19 protein-coding genes are annotated in these 21372 nt (G+C 73.4%); 10 read left to right on the top strand and 9 right to left on the bottom strand.

Annotated elements, in window-relative coordinates; translation table 11 throughout:
* Positions 1-30 precede the first annotated feature (30 nt).
* On the bottom strand, positions 31-852 hold the full coding sequence (locus AB0O21_RS09205; RefSeq protein WP_365168174.1) for an adenosylcobinamide-GDP ribazoletransferase: 822 nt from the start codon (positions 850-852) through the stop codon (positions 31-33).
* A 70-nt stretch (positions 853-922) separates the two neighbouring features.
* On the opposite strand from AB0O21_RS09205, the gene AB0O21_RS09200 reads away from it, so the two are divergent.
* On the top strand, positions 923-1699 hold the full coding sequence (locus tag AB0O21_RS09200) for a hypothetical protein (protein WP_365168171.1): 777 nt from the start codon (positions 923-925) through the stop codon (positions 1697-1699).
* A gap of 71 nt (positions 1700-1770) precedes the next feature.
* On the opposite strand, the gene AB0O21_RS09195 is transcribed toward AB0O21_RS09200, so the two are convergent.
* Both AB0O21_RS09195 and AB0O21_RS09190 read right to left on the bottom strand, forming a co-directional pair.
* Complete coding sequence (locus AB0O21_RS09195) at positions 1771-2049, bottom strand: hypothetical protein (RefSeq protein ID WP_365168169.1); 279 nt, start codon at positions 2047-2049, stop codon at positions 1771-1773.
* 13 nt (positions 2050-2062) lie between these two features.
* Positions 2063-2857 (bottom strand): PspA/IM30 family protein, encoded by a 795-nt coding sequence (locus AB0O21_RS09190; protein ID WP_365168167.1) that lies wholly within the window; start codon positions 2855-2857, stop codon positions 2063-2065.
* Between the two features lie 255 nt (positions 2858-3112).
* On the opposite strand from AB0O21_RS09190, the gene AB0O21_RS09185 reads away from it, so the two are divergent.
* Positions 3113-3712 (top strand): DUF3043 domain-containing protein, encoded by a 600-nt coding sequence (locus AB0O21_RS09185; RefSeq protein ID WP_365168165.1) that lies wholly within the window; start codon positions 3113-3115, stop codon positions 3710-3712.
* 74 nt (positions 3713-3786) lie between these two features.
* Positions 3787-4497 (top strand): class I SAM-dependent methyltransferase, encoded by a 711-nt coding sequence (locus tag AB0O21_RS09180; RefSeq protein ID WP_365168162.1) that lies wholly within the window; start codon positions 3787-3789, stop codon positions 4495-4497.
* Positions 4498-4775: 278 nt separating this feature from the next.
* Here AB0O21_RS09180 and AB0O21_RS09175 read toward each other — a convergent pair whose 3' ends face one another.
* Positions 4776-4988 carry a hypothetical protein gene (locus AB0O21_RS09175; RefSeq protein ID WP_365168160.1) on the bottom strand — a complete coding sequence of 71 codons (213 nt, stop codon included), beginning with the start codon at positions 4986-4988 and terminating at the stop codon, positions 4776-4778.
* A gap of 91 nt (positions 4989-5079) precedes the next feature.
* Here AB0O21_RS09175 and AB0O21_RS09170 point away from each other — a divergent pair, with 91 nt between their 5' ends.
* The 6 genes from AB0O21_RS09170 (at position 5080) to AB0O21_RS09145 (ending at position 12301) form a co-directional block, all read left to right on the top strand.
* Positions 5080-6285, top strand: coding sequence for a bifunctional adenosylcobinamide kinase/adenosylcobinamide-phosphate guanylyltransferase (locus tag AB0O21_RS09170; RefSeq protein WP_365168157.1), 1206 nt, complete (start codon positions 5080-5082; stop codon positions 6283-6285).
* Between the two features lie 34 nt (positions 6286-6319).
* Positions 6320-7225, top strand: coding sequence for a DMT family transporter (locus tag AB0O21_RS09165; RefSeq protein WP_365168155.1), 906 nt, complete (start codon positions 6320-6322; stop codon positions 7223-7225).
* Between the two features lie 32 nt (positions 7226-7257).
* Complete coding sequence (gene cobT, locus AB0O21_RS09160) at positions 7258-8322, top strand: nicotinate-nucleotide--dimethylbenzimidazole phosphoribosyltransferase (RefSeq protein ID WP_365168153.1); 1065 nt, start codon at positions 7258-7260, stop codon at positions 8320-8322.
* Positions 8323-8406: 84 nt separating this feature from the next.
* Positions 8407-10302: a phosphatidylglycerol lysyltransferase domain-containing protein gene (locus AB0O21_RS09155; RefSeq protein WP_365168151.1), complete on the top strand. Its 1896-nt coding sequence runs from the start codon at positions 8407-8409 to the stop codon at positions 10300-10302.
* A complete protein-coding gene (locus AB0O21_RS09150; RefSeq protein WP_365168149.1) occupies positions 10299-11033 on the top strand; it encodes a hypothetical protein in 735 nt (244 codons plus the stop codon). The genes AB0O21_RS09155 and AB0O21_RS09150 overlap by 4 nt, the downstream gene beginning before the upstream one ends.
* Before the next feature lie 35 nt (positions 11034-11068).
* Complete coding sequence (locus tag AB0O21_RS09145) at positions 11069-12301, top strand: histidine kinase (RefSeq protein WP_365168146.1); 1233 nt, start codon at positions 11069-11071, stop codon at positions 12299-12301.
* 203 nt (positions 12302-12504) lie between these two features.
* On the opposite strand, the gene AB0O21_RS09140 is transcribed toward AB0O21_RS09145, so the two are convergent.
* The 5 genes from AB0O21_RS09140 to AB0O21_RS09120 all read right to left on the bottom strand — a co-directional run bounded on the left by AB0O21_RS09140 (position 12505) and on the right by AB0O21_RS09120 (position 19324).
* A complete protein-coding gene (locus AB0O21_RS09140; protein ID WP_365168144.1) occupies positions 12505-13323 on the bottom strand; it encodes an endo alpha-1,4 polygalactosaminidase in 819 nt (272 codons plus the stop codon).
* The gene (locus AB0O21_RS09135; RefSeq protein WP_365168141.1) at positions 13320-13991 is read right to left on the bottom strand and encodes a spherulation-specific family 4 protein; all 672 of its coding nucleotides are present in this window, start codon (positions 13989-13991) and stop codon (positions 13320-13322) included. The genes AB0O21_RS09140 and AB0O21_RS09135 overlap by 4 nt, the downstream gene beginning before the upstream one ends.
* Positions 13988-15694, bottom strand: coding sequence for a hypothetical protein (locus tag AB0O21_RS09130; protein ID WP_365168138.1), 1707 nt, complete (start codon positions 15692-15694; stop codon positions 13988-13990). Before AB0O21_RS09130 ends, AB0O21_RS09135 begins: the two co-directional genes overlap by 4 nt.
* On the bottom strand, positions 15691-17205 hold the full coding sequence (pelF, locus tag AB0O21_RS09125; protein ID WP_365168136.1) for a GT4 family glycosyltransferase PelF: 1515 nt from the start codon (positions 17203-17205) through the stop codon (positions 15691-15693). The genes AB0O21_RS09130 and pelF overlap by 4 nt, the downstream gene beginning before the upstream one ends.
* A 109-nt stretch (positions 17206-17314) precedes the next feature.
* Complete coding sequence (locus tag AB0O21_RS09120; RefSeq protein WP_365168134.1) at positions 17315-19324, bottom strand: hypothetical protein; 2010 nt, start codon at positions 19322-19324, stop codon at positions 17315-17317.
* 364 nt (positions 19325-19688) lie between these two features.
* Here AB0O21_RS09120 and AB0O21_RS09115 point away from each other — a divergent pair, with 364 nt between their 5' ends.
* Complete coding sequence (locus tag AB0O21_RS09115; protein WP_365168132.1) at positions 19689-21215, top strand: leucyl aminopeptidase; 1527 nt, start codon at positions 19689-19691, stop codon at positions 21213-21215.
* Positions 21216-21372 lie beyond the last annotated feature (157 nt).

Genomic DNA, 21372 nt, shown 5'->3' with positions numbered 1-21372 from the left:
GCGAGCGTACGCGGGCCTTGGCGCGCGGGGTCAGCCGAGGGCGAGCACGATCAGGGCGGTGGTCGCGGAGACTTCGGCGAGGGCGCCGAAGACGTCTCCGGTGACCCCGTCGAAGCGGCGCACGCAGCGGCGCAGCAGCCGGTCCGCGACGAGCAGGGCCGCCAGGACCGCCGCGGCGGCGCGGGCGGCCTCCGGGAGGCCGAGCGGGAGGGCGGCGGCCGCGGCGGCCACCGTGGTCAGGGCGGCCAGCGCGGCGGCCGTGCGGCGCGGGACCGCGCCGGCGACGGCGGCGCCGAGCCCCTCGGGCCGGGCTGGCGGGACACCCTCGCGGGAGGCCAGGGTCATCGCGAGGCGGGCGGTGACGGCGGCGGTGACGGCGGCGAGGGCGCCGCGCACCCAGCTGTCGGCGTAGGCGTCGGACAGGGCGGCGACCTGCACCAGCAGCGCCATGACCAGGGTGACGACCCCGAACGGCCCGATGTCGGACTGCTTCATGATGCGCAGCGCGTCTTCGGCCGGTTTGGCGCTGCCCAGGCCGTCCGCGGTGTCGGCGAGCCCGTCCAGGTGCAGCCCCCGGGTCAGCACCGCCGGAACGGCGACGGTGGCGGCCGCCGCGAGCAGCGGGCCGCCGCCGAGCACCAGCAGGAGCACTCCGGGCACGGCGGCGAGCAGGCCCACGACCAGCCCGGCGAGCGGGGCGCAGGCCATCCCGGTGCGGGCGGCGGGGCGGTCCCAGCGGGTGATGCGGGCGGGCAGCACGGTGAGCGTGCCGAAGGCGAAGCGGACGCCGTCGAGGAGGGAGGCGCGGTCCGCGGGCGGCGCGAGGGGCTGGTCTTCGAACGAATCTGTCATCGGCGCGAACGCTACCCGCTCACCACGGACGGTAAATTGCCCATTACCTACCAAATAGGGAGTCAGTGGGATGGGTCACTGGTGGTACCGGAACATCATCGAGCCGGGGAAGCTGCCCATGCTCCTCGCACTGCTCTCCTTCGTGACGTCGTTCCTGGTCACCCGTGTGATCACCCGGATGATCCGGGCCGGCAAGGGGCCCTTCCGCAACGTCACGCCGGGCGGCATGCACATCCACCACGTGGTGCCCGGCGTCATCCTCGTGATCATCGGCGGCTTCGGCGCGGTCGGCAGCGCCCGGCACGGCTTCGGCGCGGCGCTCTCGGCCGTGATCTTCGGGCTGGGGGCCGGCCTGGTCCTGGACGAGTTCGCGCTGATCCTGCACCTCGACGACGTGTACTGGAGCGAGGAGGGCCGCAAGAGCGTGGAGGTCGTCGTCCTGACGGCCGCGCTGGTGGCCCTGGTCCTGGGAGGGTTCGTGCCGTTCGGGGTGAACGACCTGACCGACGAGGAACGCCAGAGCCGCGGCCTGGTCGCCATGAACACGGCCACCAACTTCTTCCTCGCCCTGATCGCCCTGTGGAAGGGCAAGGCCCGCACCGCCATCTTCGGCGTGGTCATCCCGTTCGTGGCGCTCGTCGGCGCGGTCCGGCTGGCCCGGCCCGGTTCTCCGTACGCGAAGAAGTTCTACGCGAAACGCCCGCGCGCCCGCGCCAAGGCCGGCCTGCGCGCCTTCCACCACGACCGGCGCTGGGCGGCGCCCCGGCGCAAGTTCGAGAACTTCATCGGGGGGACCCCGGACCCGGAGCGCCCCGCCGTCTCCCTGGAGAAATCGGCTGACGAGTGAACGACGACGGGCCCGCCCCCAGAATAAGTGGGGGCGGGCCCGTCAGCTCGTGGCCGTGACCTGGTGCGCGCTCAGCCGGGGATCAGCCCGTCGTCGCTGAGCATGTCCCTGACCTCGTCCAGCGTCGCGTCCGGACCGGGCAGGATCAGCTCGGACGGCTCCAGCGCCTCGTCCGGCAGGGGCTCGCCGAGCCGCCGCACGGCTTCGAGCAGCGCGCCCAGCGTGCGCCGGAAGCCCTCCTCGTCGCCGCTCTCCATCTCCGCGAGCAGCTCGTCGTCCAGCTTGTTGAGCTCGGCGAAGTGGCTCTCGGCCACCTTCACCTGGCCTTCCCCCATGATGCGGACAATCACGACGGGCCCCGTTCTACTGCTTGTCGAACCGGTGCTGGTTCTGCGACTGCTGGCCGGTGCCCGGGGCGCCGCCCTCGATCGCCTGCTGCTGGGCGGACGGGCCGCCCGCCAGCTCGGCCTTCATGCGCTGGAGCTCCAGCTCGACGTCCGTACCGCCCGAGAGGCGGTCCAGCTCGGCCTGGATGTCGTCCTTGGTGCCGAGCCCGCTCTGGTCGTCGAGCGCGCCCGAGGCCAGCAGCTCGTCGATCGCGCCGGCCCGGGCCTGGAGCTGGGCGGTCTTGTCCTCGGCCCGCTGGATGGCCAGGCCGACGTCGCTCATTTCCTCGGAGATGCCGGAGAAGGACTCGGCGATCCGCGTCTGCGCCTGGGCCGCGGTGTAGGTGGCCTTGATGGTCTCCTTCTTCGTCCGGAAGGCGTCCACCTTGGCCTGCAGCCGCTGGGCGGCGAGGGTCAGCTTCTCCTCCTCGCCCTGCAGCGTCTGGTGCTGCACCTCCAGGTCGCTGACCTGCTGCTGGAGCGAGGCGCGACGGGACAGCGCCTCACGCGCCAGGTCCTCACGGCCGAGGGCGAGCGCCTTGCGGCCCTGGTCCTCCAGCTTGGCCGACTGCCCCTGCAGCTGGTTCAGCTGCAGCTCCAAGCGCTTGCGGGAGGTCGCCACGTCGGCGACTCCGCGACGCACCTTCTGAAGCAGCTCCAGCTGCTTCTGGTACGAGTAGTCGAGGGTCTCGCGCGGGTCCTCGGCCCGGTCAAGGGCCTTGTTCGCCTTCGCGCGGAAGATCATCCCCATACGCTTCATGACACCGCTCATGGGCTTCGCGCGCCCCCTTCTAGACGGACTGTGCTCCAGGTCACCGACAAGACCCACAGTACGGGGCCTGTCTCCATTACCGCACTGTTCGAGTACGGATGCGCTCCTCCTCCAGGACGACTCCGCCCCCGCCGTATCAGGCGTGAGGAGTAGGTGCGCCCCCGACGAGCCTCGCACCGAGGAGGACGCGCGCCGTTGCCGGATCGTTCCCCGCCGGGGTGGGGCCCATGCGCTCGACCACGTAGGGTTGGGTTTGTGTTTGGTAGCCGCTCCTCCAAGGAAGAGAAGGCCGCCGCCACCGACAAGGTGAGCGCCGACCTCTCGCAGCCCCGTGACCCGCAGGCCCCCAAGGGCCGCCCGACGCCGAAGCGTGCTGTGGCCCAGTCGCAGCGCAAGGCCGTCGTGGCCTCGACCGGCAACCGCAAGGAGGATGCCAAGCGAGCCCGTGAGCGCCGTCGCGTGGAGATGGCCAAGCAGCGCGAGGCGCTGGCCAGCGGCGACGAGCGTTACCTGCCCGCGCGTGACAAGGGCCCCGTCCGCCGCTTCGTCCGCGACTACGTGGACTCCCGCTTCTCGGTCGCCGAGATGTTCCTGCCCCTGGCTGTGATCATCCTGGTGCTGAGCATGGTCCGCCAGCCGGCCATCCAGAACATCGCCCTGCTGCTGTGGCTCGGCGTGATCGCCCTGATCATCGTCGACTCCATCGGCCTGGTGTTCCGCCTGCGCAAGGCCCTGAACGAGCGCTTCGCGAACGAGCCGCGCCGCGGCGCCGTCGCGTACGGCCTCATGCGCACGCTCCAGATGCGCCGGCTTCGCCTGCCGAAGCCGCAGGTCAAGCGCGGGGAACGGCCCTGAGCGGATTCTCCGAAGGCGCCCGGCTCTGGCTGGAGGGCCTGGGCGGACTGCGCAATGCCGTCCGCCAGGAACTCGTGGGCCGGCAGGTCGACGAACAGATCGCGCAGCGCTTCCCGGTAGGGCAGCGGCTGCGCGTTCTCGACGTGGGCATGGGGCAGGGCACGCAGGCGCTGCGCCTCGCCCGCGCCGGGCACAAGGTGACGGGCCTGGAGCAGGACCCCGGCATGCTCGCCGTCGCCCGTGAGGCGCTCCGGCAGGAGCCGGCCGGAATCCAGGACCGGGTCCGGCTCCTGGAGGGCGACGGCCGCGAGACCGGCGCGCACTTCCTGCCGGGCAGCTTCGACGTGGTGCTGTGCCACGGGGTGCTGATGTACGTGCCCGAGCCGGACGCCATGCTCGCCGGGCTGGCCCGCATGCTCGCCCCCGGAGGCCTCCTGTCCCTGCTGGTCCGCAACGGCGACGCGCTCGCCATGCGGCCGGGGCTGGACGGCGACTGGAAGGGCGCGCTGGCCGCCTTCGACACCGTCGACTACACGAACCGCCTCGGCCTGGACGTCCGCGCCGACCGGCTGGCCGGCCTGACGGCCACCCTGTCCGGCATCGGCGCCCCCCTCCAGTCCTGGTACGGGGTCCGCGTCTTCACCGACGGCACCGAGGCGGGCGAGTCCCTCCCGCCGGACGAGGAACTGGAACGCCTCCTCGCCGCCGAGGACCGCGCGGGCCGCACCGACCCCTACCGCGGCGTGGCCGCCCTCCTCCACCTCTGCGGCGTCCGCGGCCAGTAGCCTCCCGGCGGGGCCTGCGGTTCCTCGGGGGCGTGCCGCTCCGGCCGGGGCGGGGTGGGGCGGGCCGCTGCGCGGGGCCTCTCCCCCACCCCGCCCCTTCCCGTAACTGGGGCTCCGCCCCAGACCCCGGTCCTCAAGCGCCGGACGGGCTGGATTTTGCCCCTGCCGTCGGCCAGGTGCGGCAAATTTCAGCCTCGCCGGCGTTTGAGGCGCGGGGTCCGGGGCAGCGCCCCGGCAGCGGCGCCGCACCCGGACCCCGCAGAGCAACCCCGCAGGGGTCACGCGTCGAGGGCCTCCCGCAGGGACATCGCGTAGATCTCCACCCCGCCGTCGTCCGACAGGCGAACCCGCTCGGCGCCGCCCTCCAGCAGGTCCTTCCAGACCTCACCGATCCAGGACTCCGCATCCCCCTGCGTGGTGAACTCCTCGGGTACCACCGCCGGGGCCGTCTCCGTGCCGTCGGCCTTCTCGAACCGCCACGTCCACGCCATGTCCGCCTCCGTTGCTCGTCCGTCTGTCCTTGAGTGTGCCCGCAGAGTAACCGGGCGCGCAGCACTCTCGGGGACGCGGGAGGATCATCCTGTGGAACTCACTCTGCTCGGCACCGGCACACCCCAGGGCCTGCCCCGCCCCGGCTGTCCCTGTGCGGCCTGCGCGGTGTCCGTGGGCACCCGATCCAGGGCCGCCACGGCCGTACTCGTCGACGGGGCGCTGCTGCTCGACCTGACCCCCGGGGCGGTGCTGGCCGGCGCCCGGGCCGGGCATTCGCTGGCCGGCGTACGGCAGGTCCTGCTGACCCACCCGCACGACGGGCCCGCCGTGGAGCTGCCGCCCGGGCTGCCGGCCGCCGGGCGGGTCCCGGACGGGCGGGAGCTGTCGGTGATCTCGGGGCACCGGGTGCGGGCGGTACCGATGGACGCGCCGGGCACCGGCTACGAGGTGACGGGCCCGGACGGCGGCCGGCTGCTGTACCTGCCGCCCGGCGGCGCGCCCGCCGGGACCAACGGGACGACGCATCAGCGGCCGTACGACATGGTGCTCGCCGATGTGCTGGGCCGGCCCGAGGCCCTGGCCCGGCTGCGCGCGAGCGGTGCCGTCGGCCCGGCCACGGACGTGATCGCCGTCCACCTGGACCACGACACCCCGCCCGGCCGGGAGCTGGAGCGCCGGTGCGCGGCCGCCGGGGCACGGGCCGTACGGGACGGGACCACCGTGATCGTCGGGGAGTTCCACGCCGTGCCGGACCTGCCGCGCCGGACCCTGGTGCTGGGCGGGGCCCGCTCGGGCAAGTCCGTGGAGGCGGAGCGGCGGCTGGAGTCCTTCCCCGAGGTGGTCTACGTGGCCACCGGCGGCACTCGGGACGGGGACGCGGAGTGGGCCCAGCGGATCGGCCTGCACCGCGAGCGCCGGCCGGGGAGCTGGCGGACGCTGGAGACCTGCGAACTGGCGCCGCTGCTCGCGGAGCCCGGTCCGCCGCTGCTCATCGACTGCCTGGCCCTGTGGCTCACCGACGCGATGGACCGGGCCGGGGCGTGGGACGACGCGGTCTGGGCCGCGACCGGGCAGAAGGACCTGCGCGAGCGGACCGAGGAGCTGGTGGCGGCGGTGCGCGCGGCCCGCCGCCGGGTGGTGCTGGTCAGCAACGAGGTGGGCGGGGGCGTCGTCCCCGCGACGGCGTCGGGGCGCCGCTTCCGCGACGAGCTGGGCCGGCTGAACGCCACCGTCGCGGGCGAGTGCGAACACGTACTGCTCGTCGTGGCCGGGCAGGCGACCGTACTCAAGGAGTAGCCGAGGAGCAGCCGAGGAACGGCCGGGTGATCCCATGGACGACTCGAAAGCGGCCGCGGAGCGCGCCGGGCTCGCCGCGTTCACCGCGTGCTGCCTGTTCGGCGGCGGCAATGCGGTCGGGGTCAGGTTCAGCAACCGCGAGCTGGACCCGCTGTGGGGAGCCGCGGTGCGCTTCGGCGCGGCGGCCGTGGTGCTGCTGGCGGTGATGGCCGTCATGCGGCTGCCGATGCCCCGCGGCCGGGCACTGGCCGGGGCGGTGCTCTACGGGGTGCTCAACTTCGGGGTGACCTTCGCGCTGGCCTACTACGCGCTGGTACGGGTCCACGCCGGGCTGGGCCAGACCCTGCTGGCACTGGTTCCGCTGGCCGCCCTGCTGCTGGTGGTGGCGCAGCGTCAGGAGCCCTTCCGCGGGTCCGCGCTGGCGGGCACCCTCGTCGCGGTCGCCGGGGTGGCGCTGGCCTCGCGGGCGCCGCTGCAGGGCGGTGTGCCGGTGCTGTCGCTGCTGGCGGTGCTGGGCGCCGTGCTGTGCTTCGCCGAGGCGACCGTGCTCGTGCACCGGCTGCCTCCCGTCCACCCGGTGACGATGAACGCGGTCGGCATGAGCGCCGGGGCGGCGCTGCTGTTCGCCGGTTCGCTGGCCGCCGGGGACGTCTGGCGGCTGCCGGAGCGGGCGGAGACCTGGTGGGCGCTGGCGTACATGGTGGTGGCGGGGTCGGTGCTGACCTTCGTCCTGTACCTGGTGGTGGTGCGCCGCTGGGGCGCCTCGCGCGCGGCCTACGTGTTCGTCGTCGTCCCGGTGGTGACGATCGCGCTCTCCTCCTGGCTGGACGACGAGGAGTTGACGGTCGGTCTGCTCCTGGGCGCTCCGCTGGTGCTGCTCGGGGTGCACCTCGGAGCCCTGCGGCCGGGGAGGCGGGCCAGGGCCCGGAACGGGACCTGAGGGAGAGCCTCACCGGCTGTACTCTCTGGCAGATGAGCACGCTGAATCTCGACGACTTCTCCGATCTGATCGAGCGCCCCGACGGGGGCGTCCGGCGTGATGCCGAGGAACGCCGTGAGCGCCTCGCCGTGCCGCCCGGTGCGCTGGGCCGGCTCGACGAGCTCGCCGAGTGGCTGGCCGCCGCGCAGGGGCAGGTTCCGGTCAGGCCGATCGAGCGCCCGCGCGTGGTGCTGTTCGCCGCCGACCACGGGATCGCCGCCGAGGGCGTCTCCGCCCGGGCCGCCGGCACCGCCCACGAGCTGGTGCGGGGCGTGCTCGACGGGACCAGCCCGGTCGCCGTCCTGGCGGGCCGGCTCGGGGCCGGCGTGCGGATCGTCGACGCGGGGCTCGACTGCGACCCGGAGCTGCTGCCCGAGGACGTGGTCCGCCACCGGGTGCGGCGCGGCAGCGGCCGGATCGACGTGGAAGACGCGCTGACGGCCGAGGAGGCCGAGGCCGCGCTGCGGCTCGGGATGCGGATCGCCGACGAGGAGGCCGACTCCGGTACGGACCTGGTCGTGCTCGGCGACCTGAGCGTCGGCGGGACCACGGTCGCCGCCACCCTCGTCGCCGCGCTGTGCGGTACGGACGCCTCCGTGGTCACCGGCCGCGGCGGGGTGCCGATCGACGACCTGGCCTGGATGCGCAAGTGCGCGGCGATCCGCGACTCCCTGCGCCGGGCCCGCCCGGTCCTCGGCGACCAGGTCGCGCTGCTCGCGGCGGTCGGCGGCGCCGATCTGGCCGCCATCACCGGCTTCCTGCTCCAGTGCGCGGTCCGCCGTACGCCGGTCATCCTGGACGGCGTCGTCTCGGCGGCCTGCGGGCTGGTGGCCCAGCGGGCCGCGTTCCGGGCGCCGGACTGGTGGCTGGCCGGCCAGGCGAGCGGCGAGCCGGGCCAGGCGAAGGCGCTGGACCGGATGGCGCTCAACCCTCTGCTCGACCACGGCGTCACAGTGGGCGAAGGTACCGGGGCATTGCTGGCTCTCCCCCTCGTCCAGGCGGCCGCCGCTCTCGCGGCGGAGCTCCCGGAGCGGGCGGCGCAGGAGCCGGCCGAATGAGCCGCCGGGGTTCGCGGTCCTGACCAGGCCGTGGCCCCGGAGCCGCCCGCTCATGGACGGTAACGCCCCATATGATCGGTTTTTATGGGAGAGGTCCGTTTGACCAGCGCAGAGACCGACCGCGGCGCCGTACCGGCGAACGGTCCGTCATCCGGCAGGAAAGAGACCGGCGGTTCCCCCGCCGGCGGGGGAACCGACAAGGGGACGGACAGGGGGACGGACAAGGGCACCGGAAAGGGCGCCGACAGGGGGACCGCGCACGCGCGGCGCGGCGCCGCGTTCGCGATCTGGTACCTGCGGACGATCGCCTTCGTCAACTTCCTGAGCGCGGTGTGGGTTTCCCTCGGGCAGGACCTGCGGAACCACAACACCGACGACTTCTACACCCCTTACATGCTCACGGCGGGCTTCGCCTCCGGGCTGTTCACCCTGCTGCTCGCCGTCACCCTCGGCCGCCGCAAGCGCGCCTCCTGGATCCTCAACCTCGCGCTCAGCGGCCTCCTGGCACTGCTGCTCGCGCACGCCCTGTACCGGTACGAGGAGATCCGCGAGCACGCCCAGAACTGGGTCTCCCTCGGGGTGACCGCCCTCTTCGTCGGCGCCCTGCTGCTGGGCCGCCGCGAGTCCTACGCCAAGGGCGACCGCTCCAACCCGGCGCTCGCCAGCGCCGTCGCCGCCTTCGGCCTGCTGGCCACCTCGCTGGTCGCAGCCCTGCTGGTCGGCGCCACCAACACCGCCCCGCACAGCGCCGAGGCCACCTTCTGGGACCGCTGGCTGTACGGGGTGATGCGGCTGATCACCCTGGAGCCGGAAGCCAAGATCAAACACATGATCAGCACGCCCGGCTGGGTCAACGTCTTCATCAACGTCATGTCGATGCTGCTGCTGGTCGCCGTACTGTTCGCCGCCTTCCGCTCGCGCCGCGCCGTCGACCCGATCACCGAGGAGGACGAGGAGCGGCTGCGCGCACTCCTCGCCCGGCAGGGCGACCGCGACTCGCTCGGCTACTTCGCGCTGCGCCGCGAGAAGTCCGTCATCTGGTCCCCCACCGGCAAGGCCGCCGTCACCTACCGCGTCGTCGGCGGGGTCTCCCTCGCCTCCGGCGACCCCATCGGAGACCCCGAGGCCTGGCCCGGCGCCATCGAACCGTGGCTGGCCGAGGCCCGCGAGCACGGCTGGGTGCCGGCCGTGATGGGGGCGAGCGAGGAGGCCGGGCAGATCTACGCCCGGCACGGCCTGGACGCCCTGGAACTCGGCGACGAGGCCATCGTCGAAACCGGCGAGTTCACCCTGGAGGGCCGCGCCATGCGCACCGTCCGCCAGGCCTACAACCGCGTCAAGCGGGCCGGGTACACCGTCCGCATCCGCCGCCACGCCGACATCCCCGCCGACGAGATGGACGAGCTGCTGCGCCGCGCCGACGACTGGCGCGACGGCGCGACCGAACGCGGCTTCTCCATGGCGCTGGGCCGACTGGGCGATCCCGCCGACGGCCAGTGCGTGATGCTGGAGTGCACCGACGGCAACGGCGATCTGCGGGCCGTGCTGTCCTTCGTACCGTGGGGGCCCAAGGGCCTGTCGCTGGACCTGATGCGCCGCGACCGGGACTCCGAGAACGGCCTGATGGAGTTCATGGTCATCGAACTCCTGGAACGCTCCAAGGAGATCGGGGTCTCCCAGGTCTCGCTGAACTTCGCCATGTTCCGCTCCGTCTTCGAGCGCGGCTCCCGCCTCGGGGCCGGTCCGGTGCTGCGGATGTGGCGCTCGCTGCTGAGCTTCTTCTCCCGCTGGTGGCAGATCGAGTCCCTCTACCGGGCCAACGCCAAATACCGGCCTATCTGGGAACCGCGGTTCATGCTCTTCGAGAAGAGTTCGGACCTACTGCGGATCGGCATCGCGGCGGGCCGGGCCGAGGGCTTCCTCGAAGCCCCCGGCCTTCCGAAGTGGCTGCACCGCAGACACCTGGAGACCCGCCGTTGACAGCGCGGACCACATCCCCACTCCGGCAGTTCGCGAGCCGTGAGTGGGGGCCCCTGCTCGGGACCGTCCGGGACGCGCTCGCCCGCGACAAGTGGCGGGCGATCCCGATGACGATCGGAGCGGTCTGCCTGACCTCCGTCTTCCAGATCGTGCAGAACACCTCCTGGGGCTTCCAGCCCGTCCAGAACCTCGGCTCGGTCAAGGCCGCCGACCCGCTGTGGCTGGCCCTGCTGCGCACCCCCCTGTCGCTCTTCGTCCCGGCCCTGGACCTGCCGGTGTGGGGGGCGCTCGCGCAGATCCTGATCGTCTTCGGGATCTCCGAGATCTGCATCGGCTGGTGGCGCACGCTGGTGATCGGTTACGTGGCCACGCTCGCCGGGACCACGTACGCGCGGATCGGGCTCTCGCTCGGCCCCGACCACCCCTTCGGCCTGCCGGTGTCCGACCGGATCGTCAACGACACCGGGCCCTCGGCCGCGGTCGTCGGCCTCGCGATCTACGTCTGCTGGCGCTACCGGGCGTACGTGACCGGGGCCCTGGTCATCCTCGTGATGATCGGCGAGGTGCTGATCAAGGACAACCTGGCGGGCAAGGAACACCTGGCGGCCATCGCCGCGGTCATGGCCGTGTGCGTGGTCCGCGCGAAGTGGGGGCCGGCCCGCTCCCGGATGCCGCTGGGGCAGCGGCATCCGCCGGGGCCCTCGGGGCCGCAGGGGCCGTCTCCGGCGTAGGGGCCCGGGCGGAACAGGCCGTACCGTGTCCTACCGTGACGACAGACCTCGGGCCCATCGCGTCCTGCCGGCAGTGGACGCGGGCCCACCCGCTCGCCACCGACGCCGTGCTGGCCTTCGGGGCGCTCGTCGCGATGGTCGTCGGGTCCTTCGCCGATCCGCACGGCCCGCACGGCCAGCCCACCTTCGGGACCCGCACCCCCGAGCCCTTCTCGCTCCTGCTCATGCTGCTCGGCGCGGCCGCCCTGGTGTTCCGGCGCCGGCAGCCGCGCGCGGTGCTCGCCGTCACCTGCGGGCTCTCGCTGCTGGAGCTCACCACCGGGGAGCCGCGGGCGCCCGTCGCGATGTGCGCGGTGATCGCCCTGTACACGGTGGCCGCGCAGACCGACCGGCCCACGACCTGGCGGATCGGCCTGCTCACCATGACGGGGCTGACGGGCGTGGCCATGCTCGCCGGGCCGTTGCCGTGGTACGCGCAGGAGAACATCGGCATCTTCGCCTGGACCGGGATGGCCGCCGCCGCCGGGGACGCGGTGCGCAGCCGGCGGGCCTTCGTCGACGCCATCCGGGAACGGGCCGAACGGGCCGAGCGGACCCGGGAGGAAGAGGCCCGGCGCCGGGTCGCCGAGGAGCGGCTGCGGATCGCGCGAGACCTCCATGACGTGGTGGCGCACCACATCGCGCTGGTCAACGTGCAGGCGGGGGTCGCGGCGCACGTCATGGACAAGCGTCCGGACCAGGCGAAGGAGGCCCTCGCGCACGTACGGGACGCCAGCCGCTCCGCGCTGAACGAGCTGCGGGCCACGGTGGGGCTGCTGAGGCAGTCCGGCGACCCGGAGGCGCCGACGGAGCCGGCGCCGGGGCTGGCCGTCCTGGACGAACTCGCCGACACCTTCCGCAACGCCGGGCTGCCGGTACGGGTCATGGTCGAGCTGGGGCCGGAGCCGCTGGCGGCGGCGGTGGACCTGGCGTCGTACCGGGTGATCCAGGAGGCGCTGACGAACGTACGGAAGCACGCGGGGCCGGGGGTGCGGGCGGAGGTCAGCGTGGTGCGGGTCGGGCCGTCGGTGGAGGTGACCGTCCTGGACGACGGCGGCGCCGCTCCGGCGGAGCCGGGCGAGGCGGGCGAGGCGGGCGAGGCGGGCGAGGCGGGCGGGGGCCACGGGCTGCTCGGCATGCGGGAGCGTGCCACGGCTCTGGGCGGGTCGTGCTTCGCGGGCCCCCGCTTCGGCGGCGGCTACCGCGTCCACGCCATCCTCCCGACCTGACCACCCCCGCTGCGCGGAGCCGTCCCCGGGCGCTGCCCGGACCCGGTCCTCAACCGCCGGGCGGGCTGAAGCACCTGGGGCTCCGCCCCAGACCCCGCGCCTCAAACGCCGGCGAGGCTGGATCGTGCCCCCTCCGGCGTTTGAGGAGCGGGTCTGGGCAGAGCCCAGGGCGCCGCGCAGCGGCGGTTCCAGCGTCGGCCCGGTCAGCGGCAAGGGCGGCGCCAGGCGTCCAGGTCGTACCGCTTCTGCAGGGAGCTCAGTTTCAGCTCGCGCGCGACCTTGCAGAACCGGTCGGGCGTCAACTCGTACTCCGCGTGGAAGACGGCCTTCCCCGCTTCCACGAAGGGCGTCAGCCGCTCGCACTCCGCATATTGCGCGCACTGCTCGTTCACCGCGAAGTCGAAGTCCCCCACCAGCTCCGGGATCTGGTCGAGGTCGTTCTTCAGCCCCACCGCCAGCCCCCGGTCGTGCGCCAGCTTCGCGATGAGCCGGTTGTAGCGCAGCTGGTCGTCCGCGGTGAGCGGGAAGCCCGAGTCGTTGCGGTAGGCGTCCATGTTGTCCGGCTCGACCGCGTCGAAGCCCTTCTCCCGGCACATGTCGAACCGTTTCGCGATCAGCGGTTCCAGCTCGCTCAGCCGGCGGATGTCCAGCCAGCGTTCGCCCTCCCAGCCGTTGCCCTTGCCGCGCGTCGACTCCGGGAACGCGTCCGCGTCGGGGCGGAAGTCCTCCCAGGCTCCGGTGGAGAGGTAGCAGATGGTCTTGCGGCCGGCCTTCTTCAGCGCGGCGACCTGCTGCTTCGTCGTGGTGAAGCCGTCCACGTCGTAGACCGGCGCCTTCACCGAGGTGTCGAGCTTCCCGGTCAGCTGCCACTGCCAGCCGGTCCCGGGCCTCGGCTGCCACCGCTCCCCGGGAGCCTGGTCGGGCCACGACGGGGCCGGCTCGTCCTCCTCCGGCGCGGCCGTGCAGCCCGCGAGCAGGACGAGGGCGGCCACCAGGAGGGTCCGGATACGGGTGCGTCTCATCCGGTCGCCTCCAGCGCGTACGGCAGGGTCCCCCACGGGTGCGGGCCCGTCCCCGGGACCGCGCAGTGCACCCCGGCCCCGCGCTGCGCGGCGAGTTCGGCGGCGGGCGCGCCCGCCGGGACGGCGTAGACGAGGTGGCAGAACCGCTGGGCGGGGTGGTCCGCGGTCCAGTCCGGGGCGGCGGGCGCCTCGCGGTAGGCGTCCCAGGGGCCCTCGAAGGTGACGAGCAGGTCGGCGAGTTCGGCGTAGCCCGGGTCCGGGTGGACCCCGTGGTTGAGGACCAGCGTACGGGCGCCCGCCGCCCGCGCCGCGACGGCGAGCCGGCCGTAGTGCGGGAGGCGTTCCGGGGCGGAGCAGGCCTGGTCGAGGAAGGCCCCGTCGGTGGCGTACCAGTCGCGGTGGCGCAGCAGGTCCCGTACGACGGCGGCGTGCGGGCGCCGCCCGTAGTCGGTGTCGACGTATCCGAGGACGGGCACCCCGGCCTCGCGCAGCCGCTCGGCGACGCGGGCGAACCGCTCGTCGGGGGCGGCGCCCGGGCCGCTGTCGGGGTTCAGCACCACGGAGTGCAGGCGGCCCGCGGAGCGGATCAGCAGCTCCCAGTCCTCGGGCCGGTCGGCGGGGTGCTCGTACAGGGGCACCAGCAGCATGGGGTCCTTGTCGTTTCTCATCGGTGGGCCGTCGCCCGGCCGAGCAGCAGGCACACCAGGGTCGCCAGCACGGCCGCGGCCGCGCCGGCCACCACCAGCTGCACCAGCCGGGGCTGGCCCAGCCCGGTCAGCAGGGCCAGGCTCTGCGCGACGGCGGCCGAGGCGCAGACCACCGCGGCGGGCCGGACCGCGCCGAAGGACTGCAGGAGCAGCCCGGTCCACATCACGGCGCCGAGCAGCAGCAGGGTGGCGGCGCGGAGCCCGGTGAGCGCGGGGGCGCCGGGCCAGAGCAGGGTGCCGGCGAGCCCGAGGGCGAGCAGCACCGCCAGGTAGGCGGCCAGGCAGCCGGCCAGGGTGGTCAGCATGCGCTGCCGGAACGCCCCGGCGGAGCGGGCGGCCCGCAGCCCGGCAAGGCTGCCGCTGCGGAAGCGGTGGAGCAGCCATTCGGCGGGGCCCATGCTGAGGGTGAGGGCCACCGCCGAGGGGGCGGCGACCGCTTCGGCGGGGCCGCCGGCGAGCACCTCGCCGAGGGCGGCGTACAGCACGAGCAGGCCGGTGCCGAGGCCGAAGACCCCGTACGGGACGGAGTCCCCGAGCCGGGGGCCGCGCGGCCCGAACTCCTCCTCGGCGCCCCGCAGCATCCGCCAGCGCACCGGGCCCTCGCCCGGCCGCCGCCGCGCCCGGTCCCGGATCCGGCGCGCGCCGGCCCGTACGCCCTCGACCAGCGGGAGTTCCCGTACGGCCAGGGTGCAGGCGGCGAGCAGGGACACCACGAGCAGGGTCACGCGGACCGGCACCGGCAGGTCCACGAAGAGGGCGAGCACCGCCCCCGCGGCCATCGGGCCGAGCGCGGCGAGCAGCACCCGTTCCCGGCCGAGGACGAGCAGGACGGTGGCGGCCCCGACGTAGACGGCCTGTCCGGCGGCGAAGGCGTACGAGAACGGCGGCCCGCCGGGCACGGCGAGCGCGGCGGCGGTGCCGAGCAGGGACCCGGCGGGGGCGCCGACGAGCAGGGTCCGCCCGGCGGCGGCCCGGTCGCCGAGGCCGAGCCAGGAGTAGGCGCGGTGGGACAGGGTCTGGTCCCAGACCCAGCCGATGAGCGCTCCGGCGAGCAGGGTCAGGGTCCCGGCGGGCAGGCCGAGGCGGTCCGGCGGGCCGTCGAGGAGGGGCGCGCCGAGGACGTAGGCGAGCCCGGGCAGGGCGAAGATCACCCCACGGAGCAGGCAGGCGGTGAGGGAGACCTTCCAGGGGTCGGGGGCGCTCTCGGGCTCCGGGAAGGCGCGGGGCACCCGGGCGTAGAGCTCCTCGGCGAGGGCGAAGGAGTCGTGGCGGCCGTAGGTGAGGCGGATGTACTCGTCGGTCATGCCGTCGGATTCGAGGACGGCGGCGATCTCGTCGGGATGCACGGCGGCGGCCACGAGGCCGTCGAGGCGCGCGGTGAGCTCGTCGAGGGGGTCGGCGGCCCACGGCCCGTCACGGCGCGGCCGCGGGACGGCGGGCAGCGTGTCCACGCGACCCGCCCCGGCCGAGAATCCGTCCGCCCCCGGCCCGGCGGCACCGGGCGAGCCCGGATCGGCAGGGCCGGGGCCCTGCCCGCCACCGGGTACACCGGCCGCGCCCGGAGCCGCGGGGCCGGGGAGGTGCCCGGCCGCGGCCATGCGGGCCGCGCCCGGGCGGCCGGGCTGTCCGGGCTGCGGCGGCTTCAGCCAGAGGGATCCGCTCACCACAGGCTCCCGTCGGCGGCGAGTTCGCGGTACCAGGGGTCGGCGAGGCGCTGGGTCCAGGTGTCGCCCTCGTGTACGGCGACCACGGGCTGGCCCGCGAGTTCCCGGTAGATGTGCCGGAAGCCGTCCACGGACTGGTGGAGGGTGAACTTCTCGACCACCCGCTTGCGGGACATCCGGCCGAGCTCGGCGCGGCGTTCGTCGTCGCGGAGCAGGGCAAGGGTGGCGCGGGCCATGGTCTCGGGCTCGCGGGGCGGGACGACGAGGCCGGTGTCCCCGACGGCTTCGCGGACCCCGCCGACGTCGGTGGAGACGGTGGTGCGGCCGCAGGACATGGCTTCGATGATGCTGAAGGGGAAGCCCTCGCTGATGGAGGAGAGCATCACGATGCTGCCGGCCGCGTATGCCTTGGCGACCTGGTCGATGCGGCCCTCGAAGGTGATGCCGTCGCTGACGCCGAGTTCGGCGGCGAGTTTCTCCAGGCGGAGCCGGTACTCCTCGCAGCCCGCCGGGACCGGCCCGAAGAGGCGCAGCCGCAGGGCGGGGAGTTCCTCGCGCATGAAGGCGTAGGCGCGGACGAGGGTTTCGAGGTCCTTGATCGGGTCGATGCGGCCGCACCAGCTGAGGGTGGGCACCTCGGGTTCGGGTCCGGCCTCGGGGAAGAGGTGCGGGTCGACTCCGTTGTAGACGGTGCGGATGCGCGTGGAGTCGGCGCCCCCGCGCTCCTCCCAGCGGCGGTTGTACCGGTTGCAGGGGGTGATCAGGTCGGCCTGCCGGTAGCCCTCGGTGTTGAGCTCGCGGTAGAAGCCGAGCATGAGGGACTTGACGGGCCAGCGCTGTTCGGCGCTGCGGTAGCCGAGGTAGCGCTCGCGCAGGTAGATGCCGTGCTCGGTGAGGAGGAAGGGGACCCCGTCGAGGTGTTTGGCGGCGAGGGCGGGGAGGGTGGCGAGGCCGCTGCTGACGGCGTGCGCGACGCTGTCGGGCGGGATGCGCACGGCGAGCGGGCGCAGCGCGTGCTCCAGCAGGTCGGTGGCGGTGAGCGCGTCGTGGATGGTGGGCTCGGCTTCGGCGGTGGTCAGGGCCGGCCGGGTCCACACGTCCATCAGGAGCCGCAGGACGGACTCGGAGCGCAGGGCGGGGGCGAGTTTGCCGGCCCGGGCGAGGAGGGCCAGTTCGCGCAGGGCTTCGGAGAATCCCCCGTGCGCCGGGTCGAGCAGTGACAGCAGGAAGGTTTCGTACACCTCGGTGAAGCGGCGGTGGGCCTTGCCGCGCAGGGCGGACCGGCGGCCGCGCCCGGGCGGAGGGCCCCAGAGCGGGACGGCGGTGTGCCGGTACACGTTGCGCGGGAGTTCCCAGGTGACCGGCTCGCGTCCGGAGCCGGTCAGGGCTATGACGTTGAAGTCGACCTCCGGCATCCCGCGTACCAGTTGGTCGCACCAGGTGCTGACGCCCCCGTGGACGTGCGGGTAGGTGCCTTCGGTGAGCATGGTGACATGACGCCCATGGCTCATGCGGTGTGTCCCCCCAGGACGGAAAAGGGGCCGGCGCCCGTGGTTCGCGGAGCGCCGGCGCAGGTGGTACTCGTGACGGCTTGCGGCGTACGTGCGGAGCGGACTCCGGTCAGCTGGGCAGGCGCAGCGTCACCGCGGTCTGGAGCAGCTCCGGCCCGGTCCAGGTGGAGCGGCTGCCCGCGTAGGCGGTTCCGAAGTCGGAGGTGCCGAGCAGCAGTTGCTTCTTGGTGCCGGTGGGGGCGGTGACCGGGGCGAGGAGCCCGGCGGGCGCCTTGACGGTGACGGTGGTGCCGATGCGGTAGGCGGTGACCTTGCCGGCGGCGAGCGCGCTGTCCCAGGCGGCGCGGCGGCCGAGCTCGACCCCGGTGTCCTTCATGCTCTGGTTGACGATCGGGGCGCTGGGCGCGTAGAGCGCCCGGTAGGTGTCGAGGACCTGGCCCAGCACCGGGTAGAGGGTGCGGTCCTCGGCGAGGTTGGACTGGTGGACGTAGTGCGGCCGCGGGTCGTTGGCCAGCACGTGGCGCAGGGCGGTGCGGGCCTCCTGCGGGACGATGTGGTCCAGGTAGCCGGTGGTGACGTCGAGGGCCGCCGGGAGGCAGGTGGAGGTCGCCGGGTTGTCCTCGCAGATGCCGCTGCCGCCGTCCGCGCGGGAGGCGTAGATCCAGTTGTACTCGTCGGCCATCTCCGCGTTGGTGCCCGTGTTGTAGTACACGTTCATCGGGTGGCGGGGCACGGTCATGGCCGCGCCGACCGCCCGCTGCGCGGGTTCGCGGGAGTTGTCGCTGCCCGCCCACTTGATGCCGTTGTCGGCGAAGGCGCCGGCCAGGTTGGGGTTGTCCTGGGGCTGCTGCGGGTTGGTCTTGAGGCCCGAGTGCTCGCCGGTGACGATCTCGGTCCGGTCGGTGGTGATGCCCTTGGACGCGGCCCAGTTGTTGTTGTCGCGGATCTGGGCGGAGATCTCGGCGCGGCTCATGTACTGGATGGCGCCCGAGGCGTCCTTCACGCAGGTCCAGGGCACGGTGCTGGTGTCCTGGACGCAGCCGAGGAACGGGTGCGTGTAGGTGTGGTTCATCCAGCGGTACTTGGCCCGGTCCGCGACGAGTTGGGCGGTGAGGGCGTCGGTGCCGCCGTTCTCGGCCTTCCACTCCTCGCCGGCGCCGCCGTTGAAGAGCATGTCGAGCTTGAAGTTCTTGGACGTCTGCCACTGCGCCGCGTACACGGCGTCGGCGGCGGTCATCCGGATGGTGCTCTCCTTGCCCTCGCCGCCCGCGCAGGCGTAGTCGCCGGGCGTGCAGTTGAGCTCCTTGTTCCAGCGGGCGTCCGGGGCGAAGACGTCGTCGACGTGGACCGCGAAGTAGTTGCGGCTCTGGCCGAGGTGGACGCCCTGGGTGAGCCATTCGACGATGCCCCGGGCGAGCAGCCGGAACTGCTGCTGGTACTGGTTGTAGCCGAAGGTGACGACCAGTTCGCTGCGGCCGTCGTGGGTGTACTCGCCGACGAGCGAGGCCCGGCCGGAGCCGACCGGGGCGTCCAGGTAGCTGGTGTAGCCGGCGCGCGGCTTGCCCATGAAGCCGTAGCTCTCCGGGACGAGCGCCGAGTTGTCCTCGAAGGCGACCTGGCCGCCGAGGTAGCCGAAGGGCCCCGCCTTGCCGGCGGCGGTGACCGCGGCCTGGGTGCCGTCGAGCTGGCCGCTGTAGCCGCCGTTGTCGGTGTACTCCAGGCCGACGCCCGGGTGGGCCCAGGTGTAGGCGTCGACCTGGCGGATCCCGTACGTCGTCTCGTACGCGCTCAGCGCGGCCATCTCGGCCGACCCCTCCCCGAAGGGGTTCTCGTTCGGCAGGACCACGCCCTGGTACTTGGCGCGCGGCCGGCCGTCGACCGTGTCGCTGAGGAAGGCGGCGTTGATGACCGGGCGGCCGGCGCTGCCCAGTTCGACGCGGGTGTACGGGACTCCGGTGTCGCGGAGCTCCGCGGTGATCGCGCCGACCGAGCTGCCGCCGTCGTCGACGACGAGCACCTTCAGGTCGATGCGCGGAGCCGTGGCCGCCTGGGCGGTCGCGGCGGGCACTGCCACGGACACCAGCACCGCGGCGGCCATCATGGCGGCGGCCCTGTTCATCCGATTCCTATTGACCATTTCGGCCTTTCCCCCCGCAGGCATCCCTCGACAGCGGCCCTTGGCGGATGGCCGGACCGGGGAGGCGCTGTGGAAATCATGCAAAGGAACCCCACGTCCCCTTGCGAGAGTGGACCGAGTCTCTCGGACCTCGTCAGGTCTACGGGGCAAACCTGGAGCAGAGTCCACAGATGGGTGAACCTGATGACCCGTTGATCGAACAATCTGCCAAACCTTCGAGTGGCGTACGGACGAGTCCGCACGCGTAGGCTCATTTCTGGCGGCCCTCGGGCCGGAATACGATCGCTGCGGATGGCCGTCCACCCACTCGGCCCACACATACAAACGGAAGCGAGACTTCACCACCGTGACTGCTCTGACTCTCAGCACTGCCGGCGCTGCGACGCTGCGCGCCGACGCCCTCGTGGTCGGCGTGGCGAAGGGCCCCAAGGGCCCGATCGTGGCCGCCGGAGCCGAGGCCGTGGACAAGGCGTACGACGGAAAGCTCGCCGACGTGCTCGACGCGCTCGGCGCCACGGGCGCCGAAGGCGAGACCACCAAGCTGCCGGCGCCGGCGGGCCTCAAGGTCCCGGTCGTGCTGGCGGTGGGGCTCGGCTCCGTCCCCGAGAAGGACGAGTCGTTCGACGAGGAGGTGCTGCGCCGCGCCGCCGGTGCCGCCGCCCGCGCGCTGCACGGCAGCAAGAAGGCCGGCTTCGCCCTTCCCCTGGACGACGCCTCCGCCGTCACCGCCGTGGCCGAGGGCGCGCTGCTGGGCGCGTACTCCTTCACCGCCTACCAGGGCGGCGAGAAGAAGGCCGCCAAGAACGGCGCCAAGCTGCCGCTGGCCGAGGTCGCCCTGCTGGGCGCCAAGCCGCGCGACAAGGAGCACAAGGCCGCAGTCGAGCGCGCCACGGCCGTCGCGACCGAGGTCAACGTGGCCCGCGACCTGGTCAACACCCCGCCGAACGACCTCACCCCGGAGGCCTTCGCCGCCGTCGCGACCGCGACCGCGAAGGAGAACGGCATCAAGGTCCAGGTGCTGGACGAGAAGGCGCTGGTCAAGGGCGGCTACGGCGGCATCATGGGCGTCGGCAAGGGCTCCGAGAACCCGCCGCGCCTGGTGAAGCTCTCCTACACCCACCCCAAGGCGGAGAAGACCCTCGCCTTCGTCGGCAAGGGCATCACCTACGACTCGGGCGGCATCTCCCTGAAGCCGGCCGGCCACAACGAGACGATGAAGTGCGACATGGCCGGCGCCGCCGCCGTCTTCGCCTCCGTCGTCGCGGCCGCGAAGCTGGGCCTCCAGGTCAACGTCACCGGCTGGCTCGCGCTCGCCGAGAACATGCCGTCCGGCTCCGCCACCAAGCCCGGCGACGTGCTGCGCATGTACAGCGGCAAGACCGTCGAGGTGCTCAACACGGACGCCGAGGGCCGCCTGGTCCTCGGTGACGCGCTGACCCGCGCCTCCGAGGAGAACCCGGACGCGATCGTCGACGTCGCCACCCTGACCGGCGCCATGGTGCTGGCGCTGGGCAACCGCACCTTCGCGGTCATGGCCAACGACGACGCCTTCCGCACCTCGGTCCACGAGATCGCCGAGGAGGTCGGCGAGGCCTCCTGGCCGATGCCGATGCCCGAGCACCTGCGCAAGACCTTCGACTCCCCCACCGCGGACATCGCGAACATGGGCGAGCGCGCGGGCGGCGGCCTGCTGGCCGGCCTCTTCCTGCAGGAGTTCGTCGGCGAGGGCATCACCTGGGCCCACCTCGACATCGCGGGCCCGGCCTTCCACGAGGGCGCCCCGTTCGGCTACACCCCCAAGGGCGGCACCGGCACGGCCGTGCGCACCCTGGTGCGGCTGGCCGAGCGCACGGCCACGGGCGACCTGGGCTGACGCCACTCCTGATGAAGGTGTCGATGTGACACACAGCACCCCGGGCCTTGATCGTCCTTCGGTCAGGGCCCGGGGTGCGTTCCGCTCACAACGAAATCCGTAGGTTTCTACGCAGCGGTAACCCGAGCTTCGGACGGAACGACCTGCCACATGCCGG

This window comes from Streptomyces sp. NPDC091371, assembly GCF_040684275.1.
Taxonomy (GTDB): Bacteria; Actinomycetota; Actinomycetes; order Streptomycetales; family Streptomycetaceae; genus Streptomyces.
Note: the sequence above shows the minus strand (reverse complement) of the source record. Positions and strands in the feature narration are given on the sequence as shown.